This is a genomic window from Kitasatospora sp. NPDC029367 (genome assembly GCF_055569135.1).
This window is the reverse complement of record NZ_JBVHYH010000002.1, coordinates 62,293-81,357: the sequence shown is the minus strand read 5'-3', so window position 1 is coordinate 81,357 and position 19,065 is coordinate 62,293. Positions and strand designations below refer to the sequence as shown.

General features: G+C 71.4%; 19 protein-coding genes and 1 pseudogene. 11 read left to right on the top strand and 9 right to left on the bottom strand.

Translation table 11 applies throughout. The annotated features are described in order from the left end of the window. Nucleotides 1–111: 111 nt before the first annotated feature. Together ACZ4W5_RS02615 and ACZ4W5_RS02610 are read right to left on the bottom strand one after the other, a co-directional pair. Nucleotides 112–345, bottom strand: coding sequence for a hypothetical protein (locus tag ACZ4W5_RS02615; RefSeq protein ID WP_360225740.1), 234 nt, complete (start codon nucleotides 343–345; stop codon nucleotides 112–114). Nucleotides 346–529: 184 nt separating this feature from the next. Then, on the bottom strand, nucleotides 530–1,822 hold the full coding sequence (locus ACZ4W5_RS02610) for an MFS transporter (RefSeq protein WP_465652320.1): 1,293 nt from the start codon (nucleotides 1,820–1,822) through the stop codon (nucleotides 530–532). A 202-nt stretch (nucleotides 1,823–2,024) separates the two neighbouring features. Here ACZ4W5_RS02610 and ACZ4W5_RS02605 point away from each other — a divergent pair, with 202 nt between their 5' ends. Then, nucleotides 2,025–2,888: a hypothetical protein gene (locus tag ACZ4W5_RS02605; protein WP_465652318.1), complete on the top strand. Its 864-nt coding sequence runs from the start codon at nucleotides 2,025–2,027 to the stop codon at nucleotides 2,886–2,888. Between the two features lie 20 nt (nucleotides 2,889–2,908). On the opposite strand, the gene ACZ4W5_RS02600 is transcribed toward ACZ4W5_RS02605, so the two are convergent. From ACZ4W5_RS02600 to ACZ4W5_RS02590, 3 genes are read right to left on the bottom strand one after another with little or no spacing between them, the layout of a single operon-like run. Then, nucleotides 2,909–3,727, bottom strand: coding sequence for a serine/threonine-protein kinase (locus tag ACZ4W5_RS02600; RefSeq protein ID WP_465652316.1), 819 nt, complete (start codon nucleotides 3,725–3,727; stop codon nucleotides 2,909–2,911). After that, nucleotides 3,724–5,535, bottom strand: coding sequence for an ABC transporter ATP-binding protein (locus ACZ4W5_RS02595; protein WP_465652314.1), 1,812 nt, complete (start codon nucleotides 5,533–5,535; stop codon nucleotides 3,724–3,726). The genes ACZ4W5_RS02600 and ACZ4W5_RS02595 overlap by 4 nt, the downstream gene beginning before the upstream one ends. 60 nt (nucleotides 5,536–5,595) lie before the next feature. Continuing rightward, nucleotides 5,596–5,733: a hypothetical protein gene (locus tag ACZ4W5_RS02590; RefSeq protein WP_465652312.1), complete on the bottom strand. Its 138-nt coding sequence runs from the start codon at nucleotides 5,731–5,733 to the stop codon at nucleotides 5,596–5,598. 370 nt (nucleotides 5,734–6,103) lie between these two features. On the opposite strand from ACZ4W5_RS02590, the gene ACZ4W5_RS02585 reads away from it, so the two are divergent. From ACZ4W5_RS02585 to ACZ4W5_RS02560, 6 genes are all read left to right on the top strand, one after another. Then, entirely contained in the window at nucleotides 6,104–6,565 is a 462-nt protein-coding gene (locus ACZ4W5_RS02585) for a hypothetical protein (RefSeq protein WP_465652310.1), read from the top strand. Then, nucleotides 6,558–7,355 (top strand): class F sortase, encoded by a 798-nt coding sequence (locus ACZ4W5_RS02580; RefSeq protein ID WP_465652308.1) that lies wholly within the window; start codon nucleotides 6,558–6,560, stop codon nucleotides 7,353–7,355. The genes ACZ4W5_RS02585 and ACZ4W5_RS02580 overlap by 8 nt, the downstream gene beginning before the upstream one ends. 177 nt (nucleotides 7,356–7,532) lie before the next feature. After that, nucleotides 7,533–8,396: a hypothetical protein gene (locus ACZ4W5_RS02575; protein ID WP_465652306.1), complete on the top strand. Its 864-nt coding sequence runs from the start codon at nucleotides 7,533–7,535 to the stop codon at nucleotides 8,394–8,396. After that, the gene (gene cseB / locus ACZ4W5_RS02570) at nucleotides 8,393–9,157 is read left to right on the top strand and encodes a two-component system response regulator CseB (RefSeq protein WP_360225713.1); all 765 of its coding nucleotides are present in this window, start codon (nucleotides 8,393–8,395) and stop codon (nucleotides 9,155–9,157) included. Before ACZ4W5_RS02575 ends, cseB begins: the two co-directional genes overlap by 4 nt. Then, nucleotides 9,154–10,467, top strand: coding sequence for a sensor histidine kinase (locus ACZ4W5_RS02565; protein ID WP_465652304.1), 1,314 nt, complete (start codon nucleotides 9,154–9,156; stop codon nucleotides 10,465–10,467). The genes cseB and ACZ4W5_RS02565 overlap by 4 nt, the downstream gene beginning before the upstream one ends. Nucleotides 10,468–11,268: 801 nt before the next feature. Continuing rightward, on the top strand, nucleotides 11,269–12,417 hold the full coding sequence (locus tag ACZ4W5_RS02560) for a hypothetical protein (RefSeq protein ID WP_465652302.1): 1,149 nt from the start codon (nucleotides 11,269–11,271) through the stop codon (nucleotides 12,415–12,417). A 76-nt stretch (nucleotides 12,418–12,493) separates the two neighbouring features. Here ACZ4W5_RS02560 and ACZ4W5_RS02555 read toward each other — a convergent pair whose 3' ends face one another. The 4 genes and pseudogenes from ACZ4W5_RS02555 to ACZ4W5_RS02540 form a co-directional block, all read right to left on the bottom strand. Further along, nucleotides 12,494–13,750: a hypothetical protein gene (locus tag ACZ4W5_RS02555; protein ID WP_465652300.1), complete on the bottom strand. Its 1,257-nt coding sequence runs from the start codon at nucleotides 13,748–13,750 to the stop codon at nucleotides 12,494–12,496. A 71-nt stretch (nucleotides 13,751–13,821) separates the two neighbouring features. Continuing rightward, on the bottom strand, nucleotides 13,822–14,640 hold the full coding sequence (locus ACZ4W5_RS02550) for a class I SAM-dependent methyltransferase (RefSeq protein WP_465652298.1): 819 nt from the start codon (nucleotides 14,638–14,640) through the stop codon (nucleotides 13,822–13,824). Next, a complete protein-coding gene (locus tag ACZ4W5_RS02545) occupies nucleotides 14,637–15,767 on the bottom strand; it encodes an XRE family transcriptional regulator (RefSeq protein ID WP_465652452.1) in 1,131 nt (376 codons plus the stop codon). The genes ACZ4W5_RS02550 and ACZ4W5_RS02545 overlap by 4 nt, the downstream gene beginning before the upstream one ends. 6 nt (nucleotides 15,768–15,773) lie before the next feature. After that, a pseudogene (locus ACZ4W5_RS02540) lies at nucleotides 15,774–15,950 on the bottom strand (helix-turn-helix transcriptional regulator); the annotation flags it as partial. Between the two features lie 203 nt (nucleotides 15,951–16,153). On the opposite strand from ACZ4W5_RS02540, the gene ACZ4W5_RS02535 reads away from it, so the two are divergent. From ACZ4W5_RS02535 to ACZ4W5_RS02520, 4 genes are all read left to right on the top strand, one after another. Next, entirely contained in the window at nucleotides 16,154–16,648 is a 495-nt protein-coding gene (locus tag ACZ4W5_RS02535; protein WP_465652296.1) for an ATP-binding protein, read from the top strand. 180 nt (nucleotides 16,649–16,828) lie between these two features. Beyond that, the gene (locus tag ACZ4W5_RS02530) at nucleotides 16,829–16,969 is read left to right on the top strand and encodes a hypothetical protein (RefSeq protein ID WP_280696480.1); all 141 of its coding nucleotides are present in this window, start codon (nucleotides 16,829–16,831) and stop codon (nucleotides 16,967–16,969) included. 13 nt (nucleotides 16,970–16,982) lie between these two features. Then, nucleotides 16,983–18,170, top strand: a complete 1,188-nt coding sequence (locus ACZ4W5_RS02525) for a cupin domain-containing protein (RefSeq protein ID WP_465652294.1) — start codon at nucleotides 16,983–16,985, stop codon at nucleotides 18,168–18,170. After that, a complete protein-coding gene (locus ACZ4W5_RS02520; protein ID WP_465652292.1) occupies nucleotides 18,167–19,063 on the top strand; it encodes an aldo/keto reductase in 897 nt (298 codons plus the stop codon). Before ACZ4W5_RS02525 ends, ACZ4W5_RS02520 begins: the two co-directional genes overlap by 4 nt. Nucleotides 19,064–19,065: the final 2 nt, after the last annotated feature.

Here is a 19,065-nt window from a genome sequence, read left to right as displayed (position 1 = left end):
CGCCATCGTACGGCGGGGCCGCGGGGCAGCCGGCGGGGTGCTGGAAGGCGGGGTACCGGAAGGGGGTGGCCCCGGTCATTGCTGCCCCTTCGGTCAGTGCTGCCCCTTGGGTCAGTGCTGCCCCTTGAGCTCCGCGGACAGCGCCCGCACCCAGTGCGACAGTTCGGCGCGGTCCGGCGCCCGGCCCTCGCACAGCACGGCGAGCTGCGCCTCGTTGATCCGGTTCGGCCCCGGGATCTCCAGCAGGTAGGCCAGTTCGGCCAGCACGGTGGCCAGCCGCTCGGCGTCCGTGTGGTCCAGGACGGCCGCGGCCTGGTGGTGGCCGATGGTGAGCGAACCGGGCATGGTCAACCTCCTCCGTGACCCCCGCCCCTCCACCGTACGACCGACCCGGCCACCCCGCCCGCCGCGGAGGCACACACGCGTGGGCGGAGCGACCGGCGGCACTCCGGGGCCGGCCGGTCACGGTGCGCGGTGGGCCGCACCGGTGGTGGCCGAGGGTGCGCCCCGGAGCCGTCCGAGGGGTGGGTCAGCTGCCCGGGCCCTCCTCCCAACGTCGATTCCGTACGGCCGGTACGGCCAACACTACGGCCCCGGCGGCCACTTGCCAGACCGCTCCGAGCAACAACACGTCACCGGTGCCGAACCGGGCCGCCAGCGGACCGGCCGCCGCCAGCCCCAGCGGGCCGAGGACGAAGGCGCCCAGCGCCCCGAAGGAGCTCAGCCGGCCCAGCAGTTCGACCGGCACCCAGCGCTGGGTGGTGGTGCTGAACAGCGTTCCGCAGACCGCCGAGCCGACCCCCGCCACCAGCGCCCCCGCGACCACCCAGGGCAGCGCCGCCCCCGCCGCCAGCGCCGCGGACGGCAGCGCCCAGGCCAGGCCGGCCACGGTCGCCACCGCGAGCGGACGCCCCGGGCGGCGGCCGAGCATCAGCAGCCCGCCCAGCACCGCACCGGCCCCGTACACGCCCATCACCAGCCCCCAGGCCCGGGCGCCGCCCAGCTCCCGCTGCGCGGTGAGCGGGCCGAGCACCAGGAACGGGGCCCAGACCAGCAGGTTGAACAGGCCCATCTGCGCGGTGGTGATCCACAGCCACGGGCGGGCGGTGAACTCCGACCAGCCGGAGCGCAGTTCCCGCAGCATCGACTCCCCGCCGTCCACCGGTGCCCGCCCGGGCAGCCGGAGGCCGGCCAGCGCCAGGGCCCCGACGCCGTACGTCAGTGCGTCGATCAGCAGCACCGCGGCCGGGCCCCAGGTCGCCGTGACCAGCCCGGCCAGGGCGGGCCCGGCCACCGTGGACACCGAACGCGACAGCCCCAGCAGGGTGTTGCCGTCCGCCAGCAGCTCCTCGCGGCGCACCAGGTCGGGCACGATCGCGCCGAACGCGGGCATGAACAGCCCCTCGCCGATCCCCCACACCGCCACCAGCACGACCATCACCCAGACCGGCGCGTGTCCGGCCGCCAACAGCGCGGCGAACAGCGCCTGGACGAGGCCGCGCAGGACGTCCGTGCCCAGCATCAGCCGGCGGCTGCCCAGCCGGTCGGCGATCACCCCGCCGGCCAGCAGGACCAGCACCACCGGGAGGATCCGGGCGGCCATCACCCAGCCGAGGTCGGTGCCGCTGCCACCACTGGCGCTACCACCGGTGCCGTCGCCGTCGAGCACCGCGAAGGCGACCGCGACCGGTGCCATCGAGGAGCCGAGGAGGGAGGTCGTGTACCCGAGGAAGAAGCGGGTGAATTCGCGCTCGCGCAACACGGCGAGCCGGTCTCCCGGCCGCCGGGGGCGGGCCGGGATCCGTTCGGTTTCCACTGCCATGGGCAGTCAGTCTGCGTGCGCCGGGGAGCCGGGTACAAGGGTTTCCAGGGAAAAGTTGAGCCTTTCCGCATCAATCTTGGGAAGGGTCGGTATTGCCGCAGTAAATCGGCCTTCTCATGGGCATTGAACTGCGGTTTACTGCGGATTGCCGATATCCTCGGAGGCGATGGAACCCGGCTGTTTACTGCGGAAGAAGGCGGATGTGACGGAGCTCCCCCCGGTCGAGTACGGCCTCGCCGTCGAGCGCTACCTGGCCGCCTCCGGGCTCGCCGAGGGCTCCCGGCGGATCTACCGGATCGCCCTGAACACCTGGGCCTGGGCGCTCGCCGACCGACCCGCCCCCACCGGCCCCGAACGGCGGCGCGCCCGCCCGCCCGTCCTGCCGCTCGCCCTGCTCGACCACCCGGACGCCCCCGCACGGCTGCACGTCGCCGTCGCCCACCGCGCCGACTCCACCGACCCGCGCACGCTCAACCGCGAACTCTCCACCCTGCGCGCGGCCGTGGCCTGGTGGCGCGCCCAGGGCTGGATCGACGGCGACCCGAGCACCGCCCTGCGCCCCAGCCCGCTGCCCGCCGAACCCGTGGAGGCCGGAGGTGGAGCCGGCGGAGCCCAGGCCGGGGGTGCCCCCTTGGGCGAGGACCAGCTACGCGCCCTGTTCGCCCGCCGGGCGCCGCTGCGCGAGCAGACGCTCTGGCAGCTGCTGCACGAGTCCGGCGCCGCCATCGACACCGTCCTGGCGCTGGACACCGACCAGTTGGACCTCCCCGGCCGCCGCACCCACCCCCGCTCCGACCGCCCCGGGCTCCGCTGGGGCACCGGCACCGCCCGACTGCTCCCGCTGCTGGTCGCCGGCCGCGCCGGCGGCCCGCTCTTCCTCACCGACCGCCGCGCCCCGGCCGGCACCCCCGCCGCCGACCGCTGCCCGCACACCGGCCGTGCCCGGCTCTCCTACCGTCGCGCGGCCGAGCTCTTCACCGCCCACACCCGGCCGCTGTCCGAACCGCCGGGCGCCGGCTGGACGTTGCGGCGGCTGCGGCCCGGGGGCCGGTCCGGGGGCCGCTGACCGCGCTCCTGCGCCTTCGGCTACGTCTCCGGTGGCAGGACGGCGCGGCGGCCCTGCGGGAGCAAGTCGTCCAGCACCGCCGACAGTTGGGCCGGGGACGGCCGGGCGGCCGGGTCGAGGCGCAGACAGGCGTCGACCGCCCCGGCGAGCGGGGCGGGCAGCCGGCGGCGCCGGGAGACCGGCGGTGGCGGGTCCAACGGCTCGCCGTCGAAGGGGAGTTCGCCGGTGGCGGCCTCGTACAGGGTGATGCCGATGCCCCAGACGTCGGTGGCCGCCGTGAGGTCGCCGCCCAGGAGCTGTTCGGGGGCGAGGTAGCCGTTCGTACCGGCCCCCGGACGGCCCGGGCCCGGCGGGCGGGCGATGCTGAGGTCGAGCACCTTGGCGCGGCGGCAGTCGATCACCACGTTGGCGGGCTTGAGGTCGAGGTGCAGCAGGTTCCGGCCGTGCAGGTAGCGCACCGCCGAGCAGAGGTGCAGCCCGAGCAGCGTGAGGTCGGTGGCGGCCGGGCGGCGTGCGCCGCGCTCCAGCAGGCGGGCGAGGGTCTCGCCGCTGAGCGTCTCCAGCACCGCGTACGGCTGCGGGCGTTCACCGGTGCCGTAGCCGCGCACCAGGTGCGGGTGGGTGAACTCGGTCAGCCAGCGGCCCTCCTGGAGCAGGCGCCCGCGCAGTTCGCGGTCGCGGCGGCGGTCGGGCCGGAGCACCTTGACGACGCAGCGGCAGTCGCGCTCCTCGCTCCAGGCGTCGTAGACGTCCAGCCAGCCGGTGCGGCAGAGGTGGGCGAGCACCCGGTAGCCGGGGGCGATCGGTGTCCCGGCGGGCAGCGGCTCCCGGGGGCTCACCGCGCGGCCTCCGTCGGGGTCGCGGCCCGGGCGAGCCGGGCGTAGTCGTCGTCGTGGGCGAGCAGCTGGGCGTGGCTGCCGGAGGCCACCACGCGGCCTTCGCGCAGCAGGACGATCCGGTCGGCGTTCCGTACGGTCAGCAGGTTGTGCGAGATGACGATGGTCGTCCGGCCGTTCATCAGCCGCCCCAGCGGTGCCAGGATCCGCCGCCCCGACTCGGGGTCGAGACCGGTGGTCGGTTCGTCGAGCAGCAGGACGGGCGCGTCCCGGACCATCGCCCGGGCGATCGCGATCCGCTGGCGCTGGCCGCCGGACAGCAGCCGCCCGTGCTGGCCCACCACCGTGTCGTAGCCGTCCGGCAGCCGGCTGACGAACTCGTGGGCGTCGGCGGCCCGGGCGGCGGCCGTGATCTGGGCGTCGGTGGCACCCGGTCGGCCGTAGGCGATGTTCTCCCGGACGGTGCCGTGGATGACCAGGGTCTCCTGCCACAGCACCGCGACCTGCTCGCGCAGGTCGCTCAGCGCCAGGTCGCGCAGGTCGATGCCGTCCAGCCGGACGGCGCCGCGCTCCGGGTCGTAGAAGCGCAGCAGCAGTTTGGCGACCGTCGACTTGCCCGCCCCGCTCGCCCCGACCAGGGCCACCGTCTCGCCCGGCTCGGCACGGAGCGAGAGGTCGCACAGCGCCGCGCGGGCCGTGCCCGGGTAGCGGAACCACACCCCGTCGAAGGCCACCGCCCCGCGCACCCGGGCAGCGCGCAGCGGGCGCGGCGGATCGGCCACCTGCGGTCGCTGGTCGAGGAGTTCGATGATCCGCTCGGCGGCGGCCGAGGCCGAGAAGAAGCCGTTGCTGAGCCGCCCGATGCCCTGGATCGGGCTGTAGAGCCGGCTCAACAGAGCGACGAAGACGAGGAGTTCACCGAGGGTGAGCCGGCCGTGGACCAACTCCCAGGCGCCCAGACCGAGCACGATCAGCGCGCCGACCAGCTCCAGCAGCTCCACGATCGGCGCGAACAGGGCGCGCAGCCGGGTCGCCGCCATGGTCGCCCGGAACCGCGCCAGGTTCTCCCGCAGGAAACGTTCCTGCTCCCAGTCCTGCCGGTTGTACGCCTGCACCAGCGCGATGTTGCCCAGCGTCTCCTCCGCCAGGGCGCTGACCGAACCGCTACGGCGGCGCCGCTCCCGGGACGCGTCCTTCACCCTCGTCGAGAACCGCCGGGCGGTGAGCCAGAACAGCGGCGCGACCACCAGCGCGGTCAGCGCGAGCTCCCAGCGCAGGTAGAACAGCACCCCCAGGAAGACGGCCAGCTCGGCGACGTACGCGACCGCGTCCAGGACGCCCGAGAGCAGGAAGGTCTCGACCGCCTCGACGTCCGAGGTCAGCCGCGACAGCACGTCACCGAGCCGCCGCCGCTCGAAGAAGCCCAGTGAGAGGCCCTGCAGGTGCCGGAACACGTCCGCCCGCAGGGCCAGGAGGAAGCGCTCGCTGACCCAGGTGGAGAGCGTCTGGTCCGCGAAGCCCAGGGCCCCCGCCAGCACGGTCAGCCCGGCGTAACCGAGCGCGACCGGCAGGAACAGCCCGAACCTGCGTGGCACCAGCACGTCGTCGACCAGGATCTTGAACAACCAGACCATGGCCGCGTCGACCACCGGGCCGAGCAGGACGACCACCACCAGCAGGGTCAGCCAGCGCCGTCCCCCTCGGGTGTAGGGCCAGAACCGTCGGAAGGCCCGCCGCAGCGACACGGCCGGCGCCGGGGCGACGACCGGATCGGTCCGGCCGTCGCCGTCACCGGTGTCGACGGCCGTCAACCGCCGCAGTGACCACACTCGCTCGTCCTGACCAGGGGACCGTAAGCGGTCCGTCGGTCGTCACTGGCCGTGCTTGTTCTTGCGGCCGTGACGACGACCGCGACTGGTCGTGTGGTTGGTGTTCCGGTCCTCCTTGTCGTGCTCGCGGTCCTTGCGGGACTCCCGCATCGCCGGCAGGAGGTTGGCGAGGATGCTCATCACTGCCACCTTTCTCTCGGTTGCGCCCCCACACCGGGAGGTACGGAGGCGCGGGCGGGGATGCTCAGCGGTGTTCGCGGCGGGCCCGGCTCGGCGTACGTCACGGGCCCCCGGTTCGGCGTACGTCACGGGGTCTTTCCGGCGTACGTCACGGGGCCGTTCCGGCCGGCCCGGGGACCGTTACGCAGCCGATGGGCGACCGTGACGCGGCCGGGCGGGGACCGCGACACGGCCCTCCTACCGTCACTCACGACGCACCGGCCGTACGAGCCGTACGAGCACCACGGACCGCACCGCCCGGTGCGCCGTCGGCGAGAACCGCGGTCTCGCCACTGACGCGTCCACCAGAGCCACGAAGGAGACCCCCGCCATGAGCAGGAGCCGTACCGACCGTTCGCCCGCCCGCCGTCTGCTGGCCGTCTGCGCACTGACCGGCGCCGCACTGATGACCGTCGTCACCGGCGGCCAGGCCTGGGCCGACGGCACCCCGCAGCCGGCCCCCGCCAAGCCGACCGCCAGCTCCTCCGACGCCGCGCCGGGCGGCGCGGTCGTCGGCGGACCCCGCCCGAGCGCCGCCCCCGCCAAGCCCGGCCAGCCGGCGGCGCCCGCGGGCGTCGCCCCGTCGGTCGCCACCGCGACCCCGTCGCACGGCCCGGCCGGCTCCCAGCCGCAGGTTCGCGAGGTGCCGAAGGGCGCCGCCCAGGCCGGTGACGGCTCGGGCGCGACCGACGGCAACGGGCTGATGCTGGTCGGTGGCGGCGCCGTCGCCGCCGTCGGCGCCGGTGCGCTGGGCTTCGCCGTCCTGCGCCGCCGTTCCGGTGCGCGTGGCTGACACCCGTCCCGGGTCCGCCGGGCACCCCGGCGCCCTTCCCCCGCACCCGGCCGGGCGGGGAAGCGGCGCCGGGGTGCCCCCGGCGGCGGGGACCGACCGGCGGGGCGGCCGTGGTCGTGGGCGGCGGCGGGCCGCCCCGCCCGGCCCGAGCCTGCTGCGGCGGAGCGTCTTCGGTACGGCCGGCCTGCTCTGCATCGCCCTCGGCAGCACCCTCGCCCTGTCGTCCGGCCGCGACACCCCGGTGGTGCGGATCGAGACCTCCGGCCACACCCCGGCCGCCACCGCCCCCACCCCCGGCGCACCCGCGCCGGTGGGTGCGCCGACCACCGGTGGCCAGCCGCTCGCCCCCTCGCCACCGAACCGCCTGCTGATCCCCTCGATCGGCGTGGACGCCCCGGTGACCGACCTCGGCCTGAACCCCGACGGCACCGTCCAGGTGCCCTCGGCCGACCACGCCGACCAGGTCGGCTGGTACCGCAACGGCCCCACCCCGGGCGAGGCCGGCCCCGCCGTCCTGATCGGCCACCTGGACACCAGGAACGGCCCGGCGGTCTTCAAGCGCCTGCCGGAGCTCCACGTGGGCGACCGGATCGGGATCCGGCGGGCGGACGGCCGCACCGTGGACTTCACCGTCCGCAGCCTGCTCCAGGCCGCCAAGGACCGCTTCCCCACCGACACCGTCTACGGCGACACCCCCGGGCCCGCGCTCCGGCTGATCACCTGCGGCGGACGGATCGGCCCGGACGGGCACTGGACGGACAACATCATCGTGCTGGCCGACCCGGCCTGACCGGGCCGGAGCCGGGGCCGGTAGAACTACCGGGACGACCACGGGGAGCGACGAACCGACCCCGCAGCCCACCGCGTCCCACTCCGGGACCCCGACGCCGGACGCCCTACGGCCGATGCCCGACACCTGACCGTGACCCCGACGCCCGACCGCGACCGAGGAGGACGAGCACCGACCGTGGCAGCACCGACCCCGCTCCGCCGCCGCCCCGGCGCCGTCCCCGCGGCCGCCCTCGCCGTCCTCGCCGCCCTGACCGCCCTCGGGGTCCTGGCCTTCGGCCGCGCCGCCCCCGGCGGCCTGCGGGACGACGGTCCGCGCCCGGCCGTCGCCCCGCCCACCCCGTCCGCGGTGGCCAAGCCGCTCTGGCCCGACCTGGCCACCGCGCCGCCGCCGCCCACGTCCCCGACCGACTCCACCCCCCAGGCCCCGCCGCAGCCCGTACCCGAGCTGACCGTGCCCGGGCACGACCTCACCGCCGTCGACGTCCGTGCCCTGCTCGCCAAGGACCCGGCGGTGAGCGCCGAGGAGCGCCGCGCGCTCGACTCCTGCGCCGGGTGCGAGGTGCGGGCCCCCGAGTTCCGCGACCTCACCGGGGACGGCCGACCCGAGCTGATCACCGCCGTCGCCACTCCCGGGGCCCTCGTGCTGCACGTCTACACGCTCGCCGAGGACCGGGTCGTACCGATCCTGCGGGCCCAGGTCCAGCAGATGTCCAGCGCGGCGACCGTCGACTCCGACCTCTGGCTGTACGAGCCGACCACCTACACCACCCGCACCAGCAGCCACTACCGCTGGGACGGGCACCGGCTCGCCCTGGTCGAGCGGCGGGTGGACGGCGTCGGCCTGCTCCCGCCCGCCGACCCGGGCGCCGAGCCGACCTCCACCCCCGGCCCGGAGCGCGTGCCCGTGCCCGTCCCCGGCCCGGTGCGCCCGTCCTCGGCACCGAAGCAGCCCCCGGCCGCCGGGGTCGCGTCCCCGTACGCCCCCCGACCCTCCTCCCAGCCGTCCGACCCCGCCGTCGTCCCGGAAGCGAAGCGATGACCACCGCAGCCGCCCCCGTCCAGCCGCACATCCTGCTCGTCGAGGACGACGAGGTGATCCGGGAGGCCACCAGGATGGCCCTGGAGCGCTACGGCTTCCCGGTCACCACCGCCGCCGACGGGCTGGAGGGGCTGGAGGCCTTCCACGCCGTCCGCCCCGACCTGCTGCTGCTGGACGTCATGCTGCCGCTGCTCGACGGGGTCGGCCTCTGCCGGCGGATCCGGGAGGAGAGCCAGCTGCCGATCCTGATGATGTCGGCCCGCACCGACCCGGTCGACGTGGTGTCCGGCCTGGAGGCGGGCGCGGACGACTACGTGGTGAAACCGTTCGAGAGCGCCGTCCTGGTGGCCCGGATCCGTACGGTGCTGCGGCGCGTCCGGGTCGCCCCGGCCGTCGAACCCGGCCCGGCCGCCGCCGTCGCCCCTCCTGCCCCCGAGGTCCCCGACGACCCCGTCGCGCCCTCCGCCGCCTCCCTCCGCACCGTCGACGGACTGCAGGTGGACACCGACAGCATGGAGGTACGGGTCGACGGCCGCCTCGTCCCGCTCACCCCCACCGAGCTGCGGCTGCTGCTGGAGTTCACCGCGGCGCCCGGCATCGTGCTGGAACGCTCCGCGCTGCTGGAGCGCGTCTGGGACTACGAGTGGGGCGCCGACACCCGGGTGGTGGACGTCCACGTGCAGCGCCTGCGCGCCAAGATCGGCTCCGGCCGGATCGAGACCGTCCGCGGCTTCGGCTACAAGCTGCGGCGCCCGGCATGACCCTGCGCGACCTGGCCCTTCGCCGTCTGACCCTGCGCCGTCTGACCCTGCGCCGGATGGCCCTTCGCCGTCCGACCCTTTTCCGCTTGGCCCTGCGGCGGATGACCCTGCGCCGGCAGATCGCCACCGCCGTCGCCACCATCTCCGTCCTGGTCGCGGTCACCGTCGGCCTGCTGGTCCACCAGGCGATGATCCGTCAGCACGTGGACCAGGCCCGCACCGCGGCCGTCACCGCCCTCGGCTCCGCGCTGGCCGACTACGGCCGCGGCACCCCCGGCCCCGGCGCCGCCGTCGACGACCCGGCCCTCCCGGCCCGGCTGCGTGAGCTCGCCGCCGCCGGCCGGCAGGGCTCGCTCCTGGCCGCCGACCGGCAGGGCGAGTCGATGTGGGCGGCGGGCCCGGTCCAGGGCGGGGTGCTCTCCGTCCGGGTGGACTTCACCCAGGACCGCCGCGCGATCGCCGACCTGGACCGGATCATCCTGATCACCGTGGTCGCCGCGGTGTTCACCACCGTGCTGGCCGGTGTGCTCGTCGCCGACCGGATCAGCCGCCGCCTGCGCACCGCCGCCACCGCCGCCCGCGGCATCGCGGCCGGCGGCACCGACACCCGGATCGGCGAACTCGTCGACGGCAAGGACGAGGTCGCCGACCTCGCCGCCGCCGTCGACCTGATGTCCCGCACCCTGCACCGCCGCCTCGCCGACGAGCAGCGCTTCACCGCCGACGTCGCCCACGAACTGCGCACCCCGCTCACCGGCCTGGTCACCGCCGCCGAACTGCTGCCGCCCGGCCGCCCCACCCAACTGGTGCAGAACCGGGTCCAGGCCCTGCGCGCCCTGGTCGAGGACCTCCTGGAGGTCTCCCGCCTGGACGCCGACGTCGAATCCCCCGACCTCTCCGCCGTCCCGCTGGAACGCGCCGTCCGCCGCACCGTCACCCTCACCGGCCTCGACGTCACCGTCGGGATCACCGCCGGCACCGCCGGCCAGCAGGTCCGCACCGACCTGCGCCGCCTCGACCGCATCCTCGGCAACCTGCTGCTCAACGCCCACCGCCACGGCGCCGGCCCGGTCGAACTCCACGTCGACGGCCGCCGCATCACCGTCCGCGACCACGGCCCCGGCTACCCCGACGACCTCCTCCACCACGGCCCCCAGCGCTTCCGCACCAACGCCCCGGAACGCGGCCGCGGCCACGGCCTCGGCCTCACCATCGCCACCGGCCACACCCGTGTCATCGGCGCGACCCTCACCTTCACCAACCACCCCACCGGCGGCGCCGTCGCCACCCTCACCCTCCCCACCGACTGACCCACCCCCACCAACGCCGAAGGGCCGGCCCACCCGGACCGGCCCTTCCCACGCTCCCGCTACTGAGCCCCCTGTCGGGTTCGAACCGACGACCCCCGCTTTACAAGACGAACCCGGATCATGACGGCGCGTGATGCCTGATGCCGCGGGGGGGGGGGACCTCCGGGTGACGCCCCGCGGCAGGGTTTTTGGTCCGCCCCCCCACGGCCCCTTCTCCCCCCCCCCCTCCCCCACCCCCCCCCCACAAAACACCCCCACCACCCCACCCCACCCCCCCCCCCCCCCCCCCCCCCCCCCCCCCCCCCCCCCCCCCCCCCCCCCCCCCCCCCCCCCCCAGGTTTCGTGATCCGCCTCCGGACGGCTCCTGCTACCCCGTCCGCTCACGCATCGCTCACGCAGGACACGCTGGAGAAGTCGCAGATCCGCTGCCGAGGATCCCAAGATCATCCGGCTGTCGCGTTGCGCTCAACCTACGACAGCATCAGTCGCGAAGCCTGGGGCGAGTTCCCTGACACCTTCTGCCCCGTTCAACGAGGGCCACCAACACCGGCACCAGCGCCTTGAGCGCTAGAAGGCGATGGCTTCGGGCTACCAATAGGACCAGGATGACGACGGTGCCGCAGATGAGTGCCACTGGCACGACAACCACTGCGCCGAGAAGCCACTGCTCTCCGGCCGCCATGTGCACGCAGACCAGATCTGCTGCCATCCCGCCGCTCGCGCCCACTGCAGTCTCCTTACTACCCACCCGCTCTTCGGCCAACAGGCCTAGGATGGTTTGTCATCTTGAGGGGAGCCGAGATGACAAACCTTCGCACTGATGTCGAGAAGGCACTGGGCTGGCGGATGTCCGACGCCATGTGGGAGGACCTCGATGGCGACGTGATGAGCCTTCGTACGGACCGTGCGGCGGTCCGGCAGGAACTTGTCACAGCCATCAGGCAGAGAATGGCTGTATATGGGCGAACTCCAGCCGCGCGGACGGATGGTGCCACTCCACCGATACGGCCGACTTCGGCTTCTGCCTCGGCGAGAATCGATGCGCTATCTGCCATCTACGCAACCTGGGCGAACAGCGACCCGAAGGTGGGGTGGTTTCGCCGCTCCCATCTGGTCCCCCAGGACACGGCCGAGTACGAGGCCTGGCTGGCCGGACGAGGCAAATACCCTGACTTTCAACTCCTCGCACCTGAGGATGTGAATCAGTGGATAATGGATCACTTCAATGCCGATTCCTCTGACGGCAACGGCAACCGGCACATTGAGGGCCTCCTTACTGCACGTCGGCCGGGCGAAAATCCCGTCATCGACCTCTGGTACGTTGCGGACCACCACGAACTGGCTCTGACGGTGGACTCCCGTTGGACTCTGGGAGATCTTGCGAAAGCTGCTAATGACCTTGCGGATACTTACCAGTGGCGCCAATCAGAGGCGGCCACCTTCGTACTCACAGGACGACAGCCCGAGGTGTTCGTTTACTCGGGATCTGCATCTGTTCGCCATGGCGCCACAGCCGCCTGCAGCCGCGTCACGATGACCCTTGATCCATTTCTCACGCCCGATCAAGTGGCAGGCATCTATGGTCGCCTCAAAGCCAGACTCCATTCAGGCCCCATAAAGTCACTGTCAGAGAAGCACTATCGACTCGCTCAACATATCGGGCCGCACGTTTCCTCCCGAGTCGATGACCCAAGGCTCACCAGCAGGATGGGCCGCCCACCGCAGACGGGCCCAACTGGACTGGCTCATATTATCGAGCCAGTCGACGGAGCCACTTGGCAGTCACTGCGCCGAGACTGGAACGACTGGTGCGGACATCGCACGGATAGAAGCGACGCAGCTTGGCGCTACGATAACGACAACCATCCCAATTTCGTCCGCGACGCGAAGAAGGCATATGAACGACTGCTCTTTCCGCCCTGGAGGAGGCCGGACGAGCCAGAGCAGTGACGTGAGGGACCCCTTCCGCTATTGGCGGACAAAAAACTCAGCACTGATCCTAATGTTGGCGGGGAATGATAAGGCATCAATCCTCCCAATCAAGATGAAGCTCAAACCCAGCAGCCTCGAGCTCATCCGGGTCCGTGAGTTCCAAGGAACATACCGGGCAGCAGAACGCCCCGATCCGCGCTATGGCCTGCCTGCAGTTCCGGTGGTTGCAGTAGCGACCCTCGTCGCAGCAGCATCCATCTACCTCGATATCTCCTCTCAGCTCGCCACGGATCTCGCCCGGGCATGCCGGACATGCAACTCGCATCAGTGTCCTACCAGGCGCCTTACTGACGCCGATGAACCAGTGCCACGGTGGCGCAAAATCAGGCAACTGCTGGCGCATGGCTTCCATAAAGGTTTGCACGACAGCGCGAGCGACGAGGGTTCTTACCCCGAGTACCTGAGCAGCCTGCCTCTTGCGGGAACCCAATGAGTCGCGCCAACGGCGATATTGTTCTTCATACGAGAGTTCGGCGAGGCTGTAGAAATGGCGAATTTCGATTGAAGGCAAAGGCAACAAGCCGTTCGCTACCAGGAGCGCTTCGGCGGCGCGCTGGCCACGCCTTGTAACGGCGGCGAGGGCAGAGCAAATGGTCGCCCGGGTAACCATTTCTCGTATTTCAGCCTGTTGAGCAGCTGCACGCAAGGCCGAACCAGGAACCGCAGCATCGGCGATAATTGCCGCGACATGACCGACAGCCCCAACTACTTCGGAAGCCTCGATCCTGGCAAGAGCTTCGGCTGACCCTTCAATGCCGACTTGCGAGGAGGCAGGTGCGACCATAGCCTTAACCTTGGCAAGGTCACCAAAAAGGCCGTCGTAAATCCCCCAGAAGTCTCCGCTCGTTACGGCAAGCTCTTTGCGAGCTGCTTCCGCAACCTTGATGGCGATGACCAGCGACTGCTCTGTTCGGGTGGCGTCATGATAGGCGAAATGCGCGACTCCATTTCGATCATCCATGAGGGGGACGAAATCGTTCCACGAAACCGGCATCCTACCCTCCATGACAATCTCGGCGTCTTTAAAGGTGTCCGCCAGTCCGAGAGTTCGCGCCTGAGCAAGCGGGGGAACCCCCTTCTGGTTACCGAGCCCAAGAGAGTGGAAGCGGTTTGCTCGGTCACTTCGCTCAGAAATCAGAAGCGGATTGGCTTGGTATAGCAGCGCTTTAAGGGCATGCTCGCACCCCATACCAGCATGCAGGACGGCAAATCGTTCATTACCGCACCGCCAGGAATTCAGCGCAGCCTGCAGCAACTCAGACGCCCAACTAGCAAAACGCTGCTCGCTCATATCCCTGATACCGACCTCATACGAATGCGAGAGACTCAACCGTCTTTGCTCTACAGCCTGCGAGCTGCTGTCTACAATCGGCACGCCAGGAATCCGCCGAGGCATGTAATCTTGAACACCCCTTCGGTCGCGATCATGGCGGCAGCGATCTCGGCGGCCCGGCTGATGGTCTGATGGAACGGGACGCCGCATTGGTGCGCCCACGCTTCGTAGGAGGCCAGGTGGGCGACGATCGGCGCGGGGTCGGTGAGCTCGATGGTGCCGGGCAGTTCCCGGACCCGGATGTGCTTGAACGTCGTTCCGAGGTAGCTGGGTGCCTTCTCCAGGGAGAAGCGGGCGCTTAGGGAGACCCGTGCCGGCCCCTCGGGAATCCCGAGGACGTCGCCTGCGGCCCGGGCCCAGAGCCGGTCCAACTCTTGCTTGTCGGTGTCGCTGTTGGTCGAGGCGATGAGCACGCCGCCAGGCCGGAGGACGCGGGCCATTTCCTTGATCGTGGGCTCGATGTCACTGACGTGGTACAGCATGTGCAGGGCCAGGACGGCGTCGGCACTGTTGTCGGTGAAGGGCAGGGCTTGGGCGTCGGCCACCAGGACCGGCTTCTCGACGTCGGCGAGGATGCCTGCCGAGATGTCCATCCCGACGACCTTGAGATCTGGGCGGTCCTTGTGCAGGCGGCTGACGAACTTGCCGTTGCCGCAGCCGACATCGAGGACGATCCCGCTGGTGCCGGCCAGCTCTTCGAGGACGATCCCGGGCAGATCGTACTGCGGCTGCTGCCACCGGTAGATGGACTGGCGGGCGGCCAGGTGGCGTCCGTCGGCGTAGGCGCTGTTCGCGAGGATGGACTTGTCGGCGACTGCGGCGTCCTGCTGTGCGGTGTTGCTCGTCATTGGGGCAGCTCCGGAGGGTTCGTGAGTGCGGGTCGAGAGCAGGCTTCTCTGACATTCTCACGGAGACTCAGGACGATCGGGGAGCCTGCATAGGCGGGTTCGGCGAGACGAGTGCTCAGCGCCCGAAGACGGCTGGAGATGCTCGCTGTTCGCCGGTCCGGTGCGGCGTCCAGCACCACCGAGAGCTTCTCCTGCACGCCGTCGAGGTCGCCGTGGGCGAGGTGGGCGTTGGCGAGGTCGAGGCGGGCGGCCAGCAGGTCGCCGGAGGACTGTTCCTGCTGCGGTGCGGACTCGTACATGGCGATGGCCCTGGAGGACGCCTCGATGGCTCGGTTCACATGCGACCGGGCGCCCAGGGCAAGGAGGGCGGTGCCAGCGTAGGTCCACTGCTTGGCCTCGGGAAACGTGAATACGCCGGGAAGATCCACGGCGGCTACGGCGCTCCGCGCTGCCTCGGCCATTGCCACGGCTCGTAGCGCGCTCGCGCTGTCGCCGAGCGCGGCGGTGGCCCGTGCTTCGAGGCTGAACAGGCGGGCTGCAATTGTCCCGGTGTCCGCGTACGGCAGTCCGGCTCTGGCCAGTTCGGCGGCCTGGCGGTGGTCTTGCTGCCAGTAGGCGATCAGGGACTGGACGGATCGGATCCAGGCCCGGAGGCCGTTGTGGTCGGCTGACTCCGCGCAGCGCCAGGCCGTTCGCGAATGCGTGGCCGCAGCTGTGTACTGGCCGAGGTCGAGGGCGACATGGGTGGCCAGGCCACAGATGCGTCCGGCCTGCAGGTAGAGATGGCTTGTCTGGTAGGGGTGTTGACGGCCTCGGAGTAAGTCGAACACTTCTCGCCGGAGGGTTCCGATGTCGTGGAAGAGCTCGGACACCGGCTTGCTCACGTAGTCCCCTGCCAGCCTCGCAATGTCCGCGTCGATCTGTTCAAGCAGCGTGTCGTCCACGTTGGACGCGCTGGCGAAGCGAAGGAAGAACGCGGACTCTGCCGAGTCGGCTGCCACAGCCACTACGAGATCGTTGTCGTGGTCCGCGCGCCGAGCAGGCACGGGAGCCGAGGCGTCGACGACGCTGCTGGACTGTGGCGCTGCTTCGACGGCTACAGGAGGTACTGCCAGCAGGTCGGTCAACTGATCGACTGAGACTCCCAGGGCGCGGGCGAGCTTCGGCCGCATCCAGGGCTGTGGGGCACCCCTACCGCTCTCCCATCGCCCCACAGTCGTACGGTCCACATCGAGGGCTTCCGCCAGGGATTCCTGAGTGTGGCCGACCGCCTCCCTGCGCTGGATCAGCCGGGACCTCCTGGATGCCATCCCGCGTCCTCCAGAGGTACGTCAGTTCGTCTGTAGCCGTAACAGGCCAGGTCATGCCCAGGTTTGCAGCACGGATGCCTCGTAGCCGCATCAATTCTGCTCTGGTTCACCGGCATTGGAGGCGGTTCTGTAGATACCTGCCGGGTGAATCCCGGCGCGAATCGGCCCGCTGCCGACCTCGTCCCGGTGAAAGGTCCGCGCTCATGTCCGTCACCACCTGCCAAGCCACTGCCCTCGCCCCGTTCGGCTTTCGCGTGCTGCCCAGTGCCGAGGTCGTGCCGGACGCCCGGCGGCGGGTGATACGGGCCGTGCGCGGTTGGGGCTTGCCGCTGGCGGAGGACGCGCTCCGCGATGTCGAGTTGCTGTCCAGCGAGCTGATCACCAACGCCGTGTCCCACACGGCCGCCCCGTGCGTCGTGCGCGTGTCCTGGGACGGTGAGCGGTTGCGCGTCGAGGTGACGGATGTCGGCCACGAACTGCCGGCTGCAGGTGGGATCGATCTCGACGCCACCGACGGACGGGGGCTGTTCCTGGTGGCGGCGCTCGCGACGAACTGGGGCGCCGAGCCGGACCCCGCTGGCAAACGGATCTGGTTCGAGGTCGGCACCACCGCCGCCGTTTCGGGCGACGAGCGACTCACCGCGCTGGTGAGGGCCGCTGCCCCGAAGGCACGGGATGTCCTGCCGACCAGTGCCTGACAAGACTTCCTCCTGCCCCGACGCGGGCTTGGGGGGATGCGGGTGGCCGCGCTGGTCAACAGCCGTGCGGCGTAAGCACCTGAGGTTCCTTGCCGGCGGCTTGCCCCGGCAACGGATCCATCGCTGCACCCACGAAGGGGCCGGGCATTCGGCCCGCCCCATGACTCCGAAGGAGGCTTCATGCCCGAAAACCTGACGACCAGCACCGAGTTGGAGGGCGACGGTCTGCTGGTCGCCCGTGCGAAGGTCGCCGCGGCCCGCTCGCGTGGCGAGCAGCCGTCGGACGGCGGCTCCACCGGTCGAACCGACACCAACGACTGACGGCTGCGTCACGATGACCGCCGAGCGCTTCTCGGTGGTTGAGCGTCTGGGCGGGGATGACTTCCTCGCCCAGACGCTCGGCCGCAGCTTCAAGGTCGCACGCGGTGAAGCCGCGTCACTCACCGGACTCATGAGCTGGGATGACCTCAACACCATCCTGACCCACCACCGGTTCGAACCGCCTCGCTTCCGCCTCGCCGTCAACGGGGAGCAGGTGCCCGCGTACACGTACTCCCGACCGATCACCACCCGGCGCAGCACCGTCTGGCACCAGCTCCAGCCCTCCGAGCTGCACAAGCGTCTCGCCGAGGGTGCCACGCTGGTCCTGGACGCCGTTGACGAGCTCCACCCCGGTATCGGTGCTCTGGCCGGCCAGCTGGAGCGCTGGCTGCGGACCGGCGTGCAGGTCAACCTGTATGCCTCCTGGACCGGCACCGAGGGCTTCGGCGTCCACTGGGACGATCACGACGTGGTCGTCGTCCAGCTCGACGGCGCGAAGCGCTGGCGCATCTACGGCCCCACCCGCACGGTGCCGATGCACCGCGACGTAGAGACGCCGGAACCGCCGCCCGAGGAGCCCGTCGCCGATCTGGTCCTCACCGCCGGCGATGTGCTCTATCTGCCTCGGGGCTGGTGGCACGCTGTCGCCGCCTCCGAGGGCGAACACTCGCTGCACGTCACGTGCGGGCTGCAGAGCACGACGGGCGCCGATCTGATCACCTGGCTGTCGGAGATGCTGCGCGCCCACGAGGCCGTCCGGGCGGACATCCCGCGCTTCGGGGCCGCTGAGGAGCAACGCGTCTTCCTCGACACCATCGGCAAGCTCCTCGCGGCCGAGTTGGAAAGCGACGGCCTGATCGCCCGCTTCTCCGCCGCTCGCGACGCCACCGAGCGAGCCCGCCTCGCGCCGTCGCTGCCCCACATCACGGCGATCCCACCGGACGCCGACCTTCGGGTGCGCCTGGTCACCACGCGGCCCGTGCTCGCGGCCGTGCCCGACGGCACCGTCCGGCTGACCGCCGGCGGCGAGGAGTGGACGTTTGCCGCCAAGGCCCAGCCGATGCTCGCGCTCCTCGCAGACGGGGAACCTCACCGGCTGGCCGATCTCGCACAGGCCGCAGGCATCACTCTCGGGCAGGCGGCCGGTGTCGTGACGGAGCTGGTCGACGGCCAGGCCGCCGCGATCGGTGGTGCGCAATGACCGCCCGGCTGGGCCTCGGCACCTACCGTTGCCTCGATGTGGCCGAGGCCGCGCTGATGGCCGCCTCCCGAGGTGCCGACTGGGTGGACACCGCGCCCAACTACGCGGGCGGCCGGGCGGAGACGTGGCTCGCCGTAGTTCTGGCTGCCTACCCGGATCTGCGCGTCTCCACCAAGGTGGGCTTCGTCCCGGCCAGCGCCAGTCACATCGGTGTGCGAGCCGGTGCCCTGTCCGCAGCCGACGCCGAACGCGGGCACTGCCTCGCCCCGGACTACATCGCCTGGCAACTCGCGCGCAGCAGGCGCATGCTCGGCCGGGTGCCCGATCTGGTGTTCGTGCACAACCCCGAACACGGTTGCCCGGACGGCGAGATCACCGACCGGCTCTACAAGGCCTTCCTGGCCCTGGAGGAGGCGTGCAGCCAGCAGGTCATCAGCGCCTACGGAGTGGCGACCTGGCGCGGTTTCAGCAGCGGCCTCTTCGACGTACCCACGCTGATCGAACTCGCGGCCAAAGCCGGCGGGCTGAGTCATCACCTACGTGCCATCCAGCTCCCGGTCTCCCTCGTCCACCTTGCGCCCGTCGCCCAGGCTCTCGACGGACACGGCCCGTTGGCCGATGCCCTGGCTGCGGGCTTGGAAGCGTTCGCCTCCGCCCCGCTCCACGGTGGCGAGATCCCCGGCATGGTGCCACCGGAACTGTCCGAGCTGATCAGCCCTGGCAAGACCCCTGCCGAGGCCGCCCTCGCCGTCGTTGCTTCAGCCCCAGGCGTGAAGCGCGTGCTCCTGTCGACGGGGAACCCGGAACACTGGGGGCAGGCCGCCGAAGCCGTCGGCCGACCGTCGCTGTCTCCGGACGCACTCCGAAGGGTCGTTGATGTACTCGGAACCTGAGC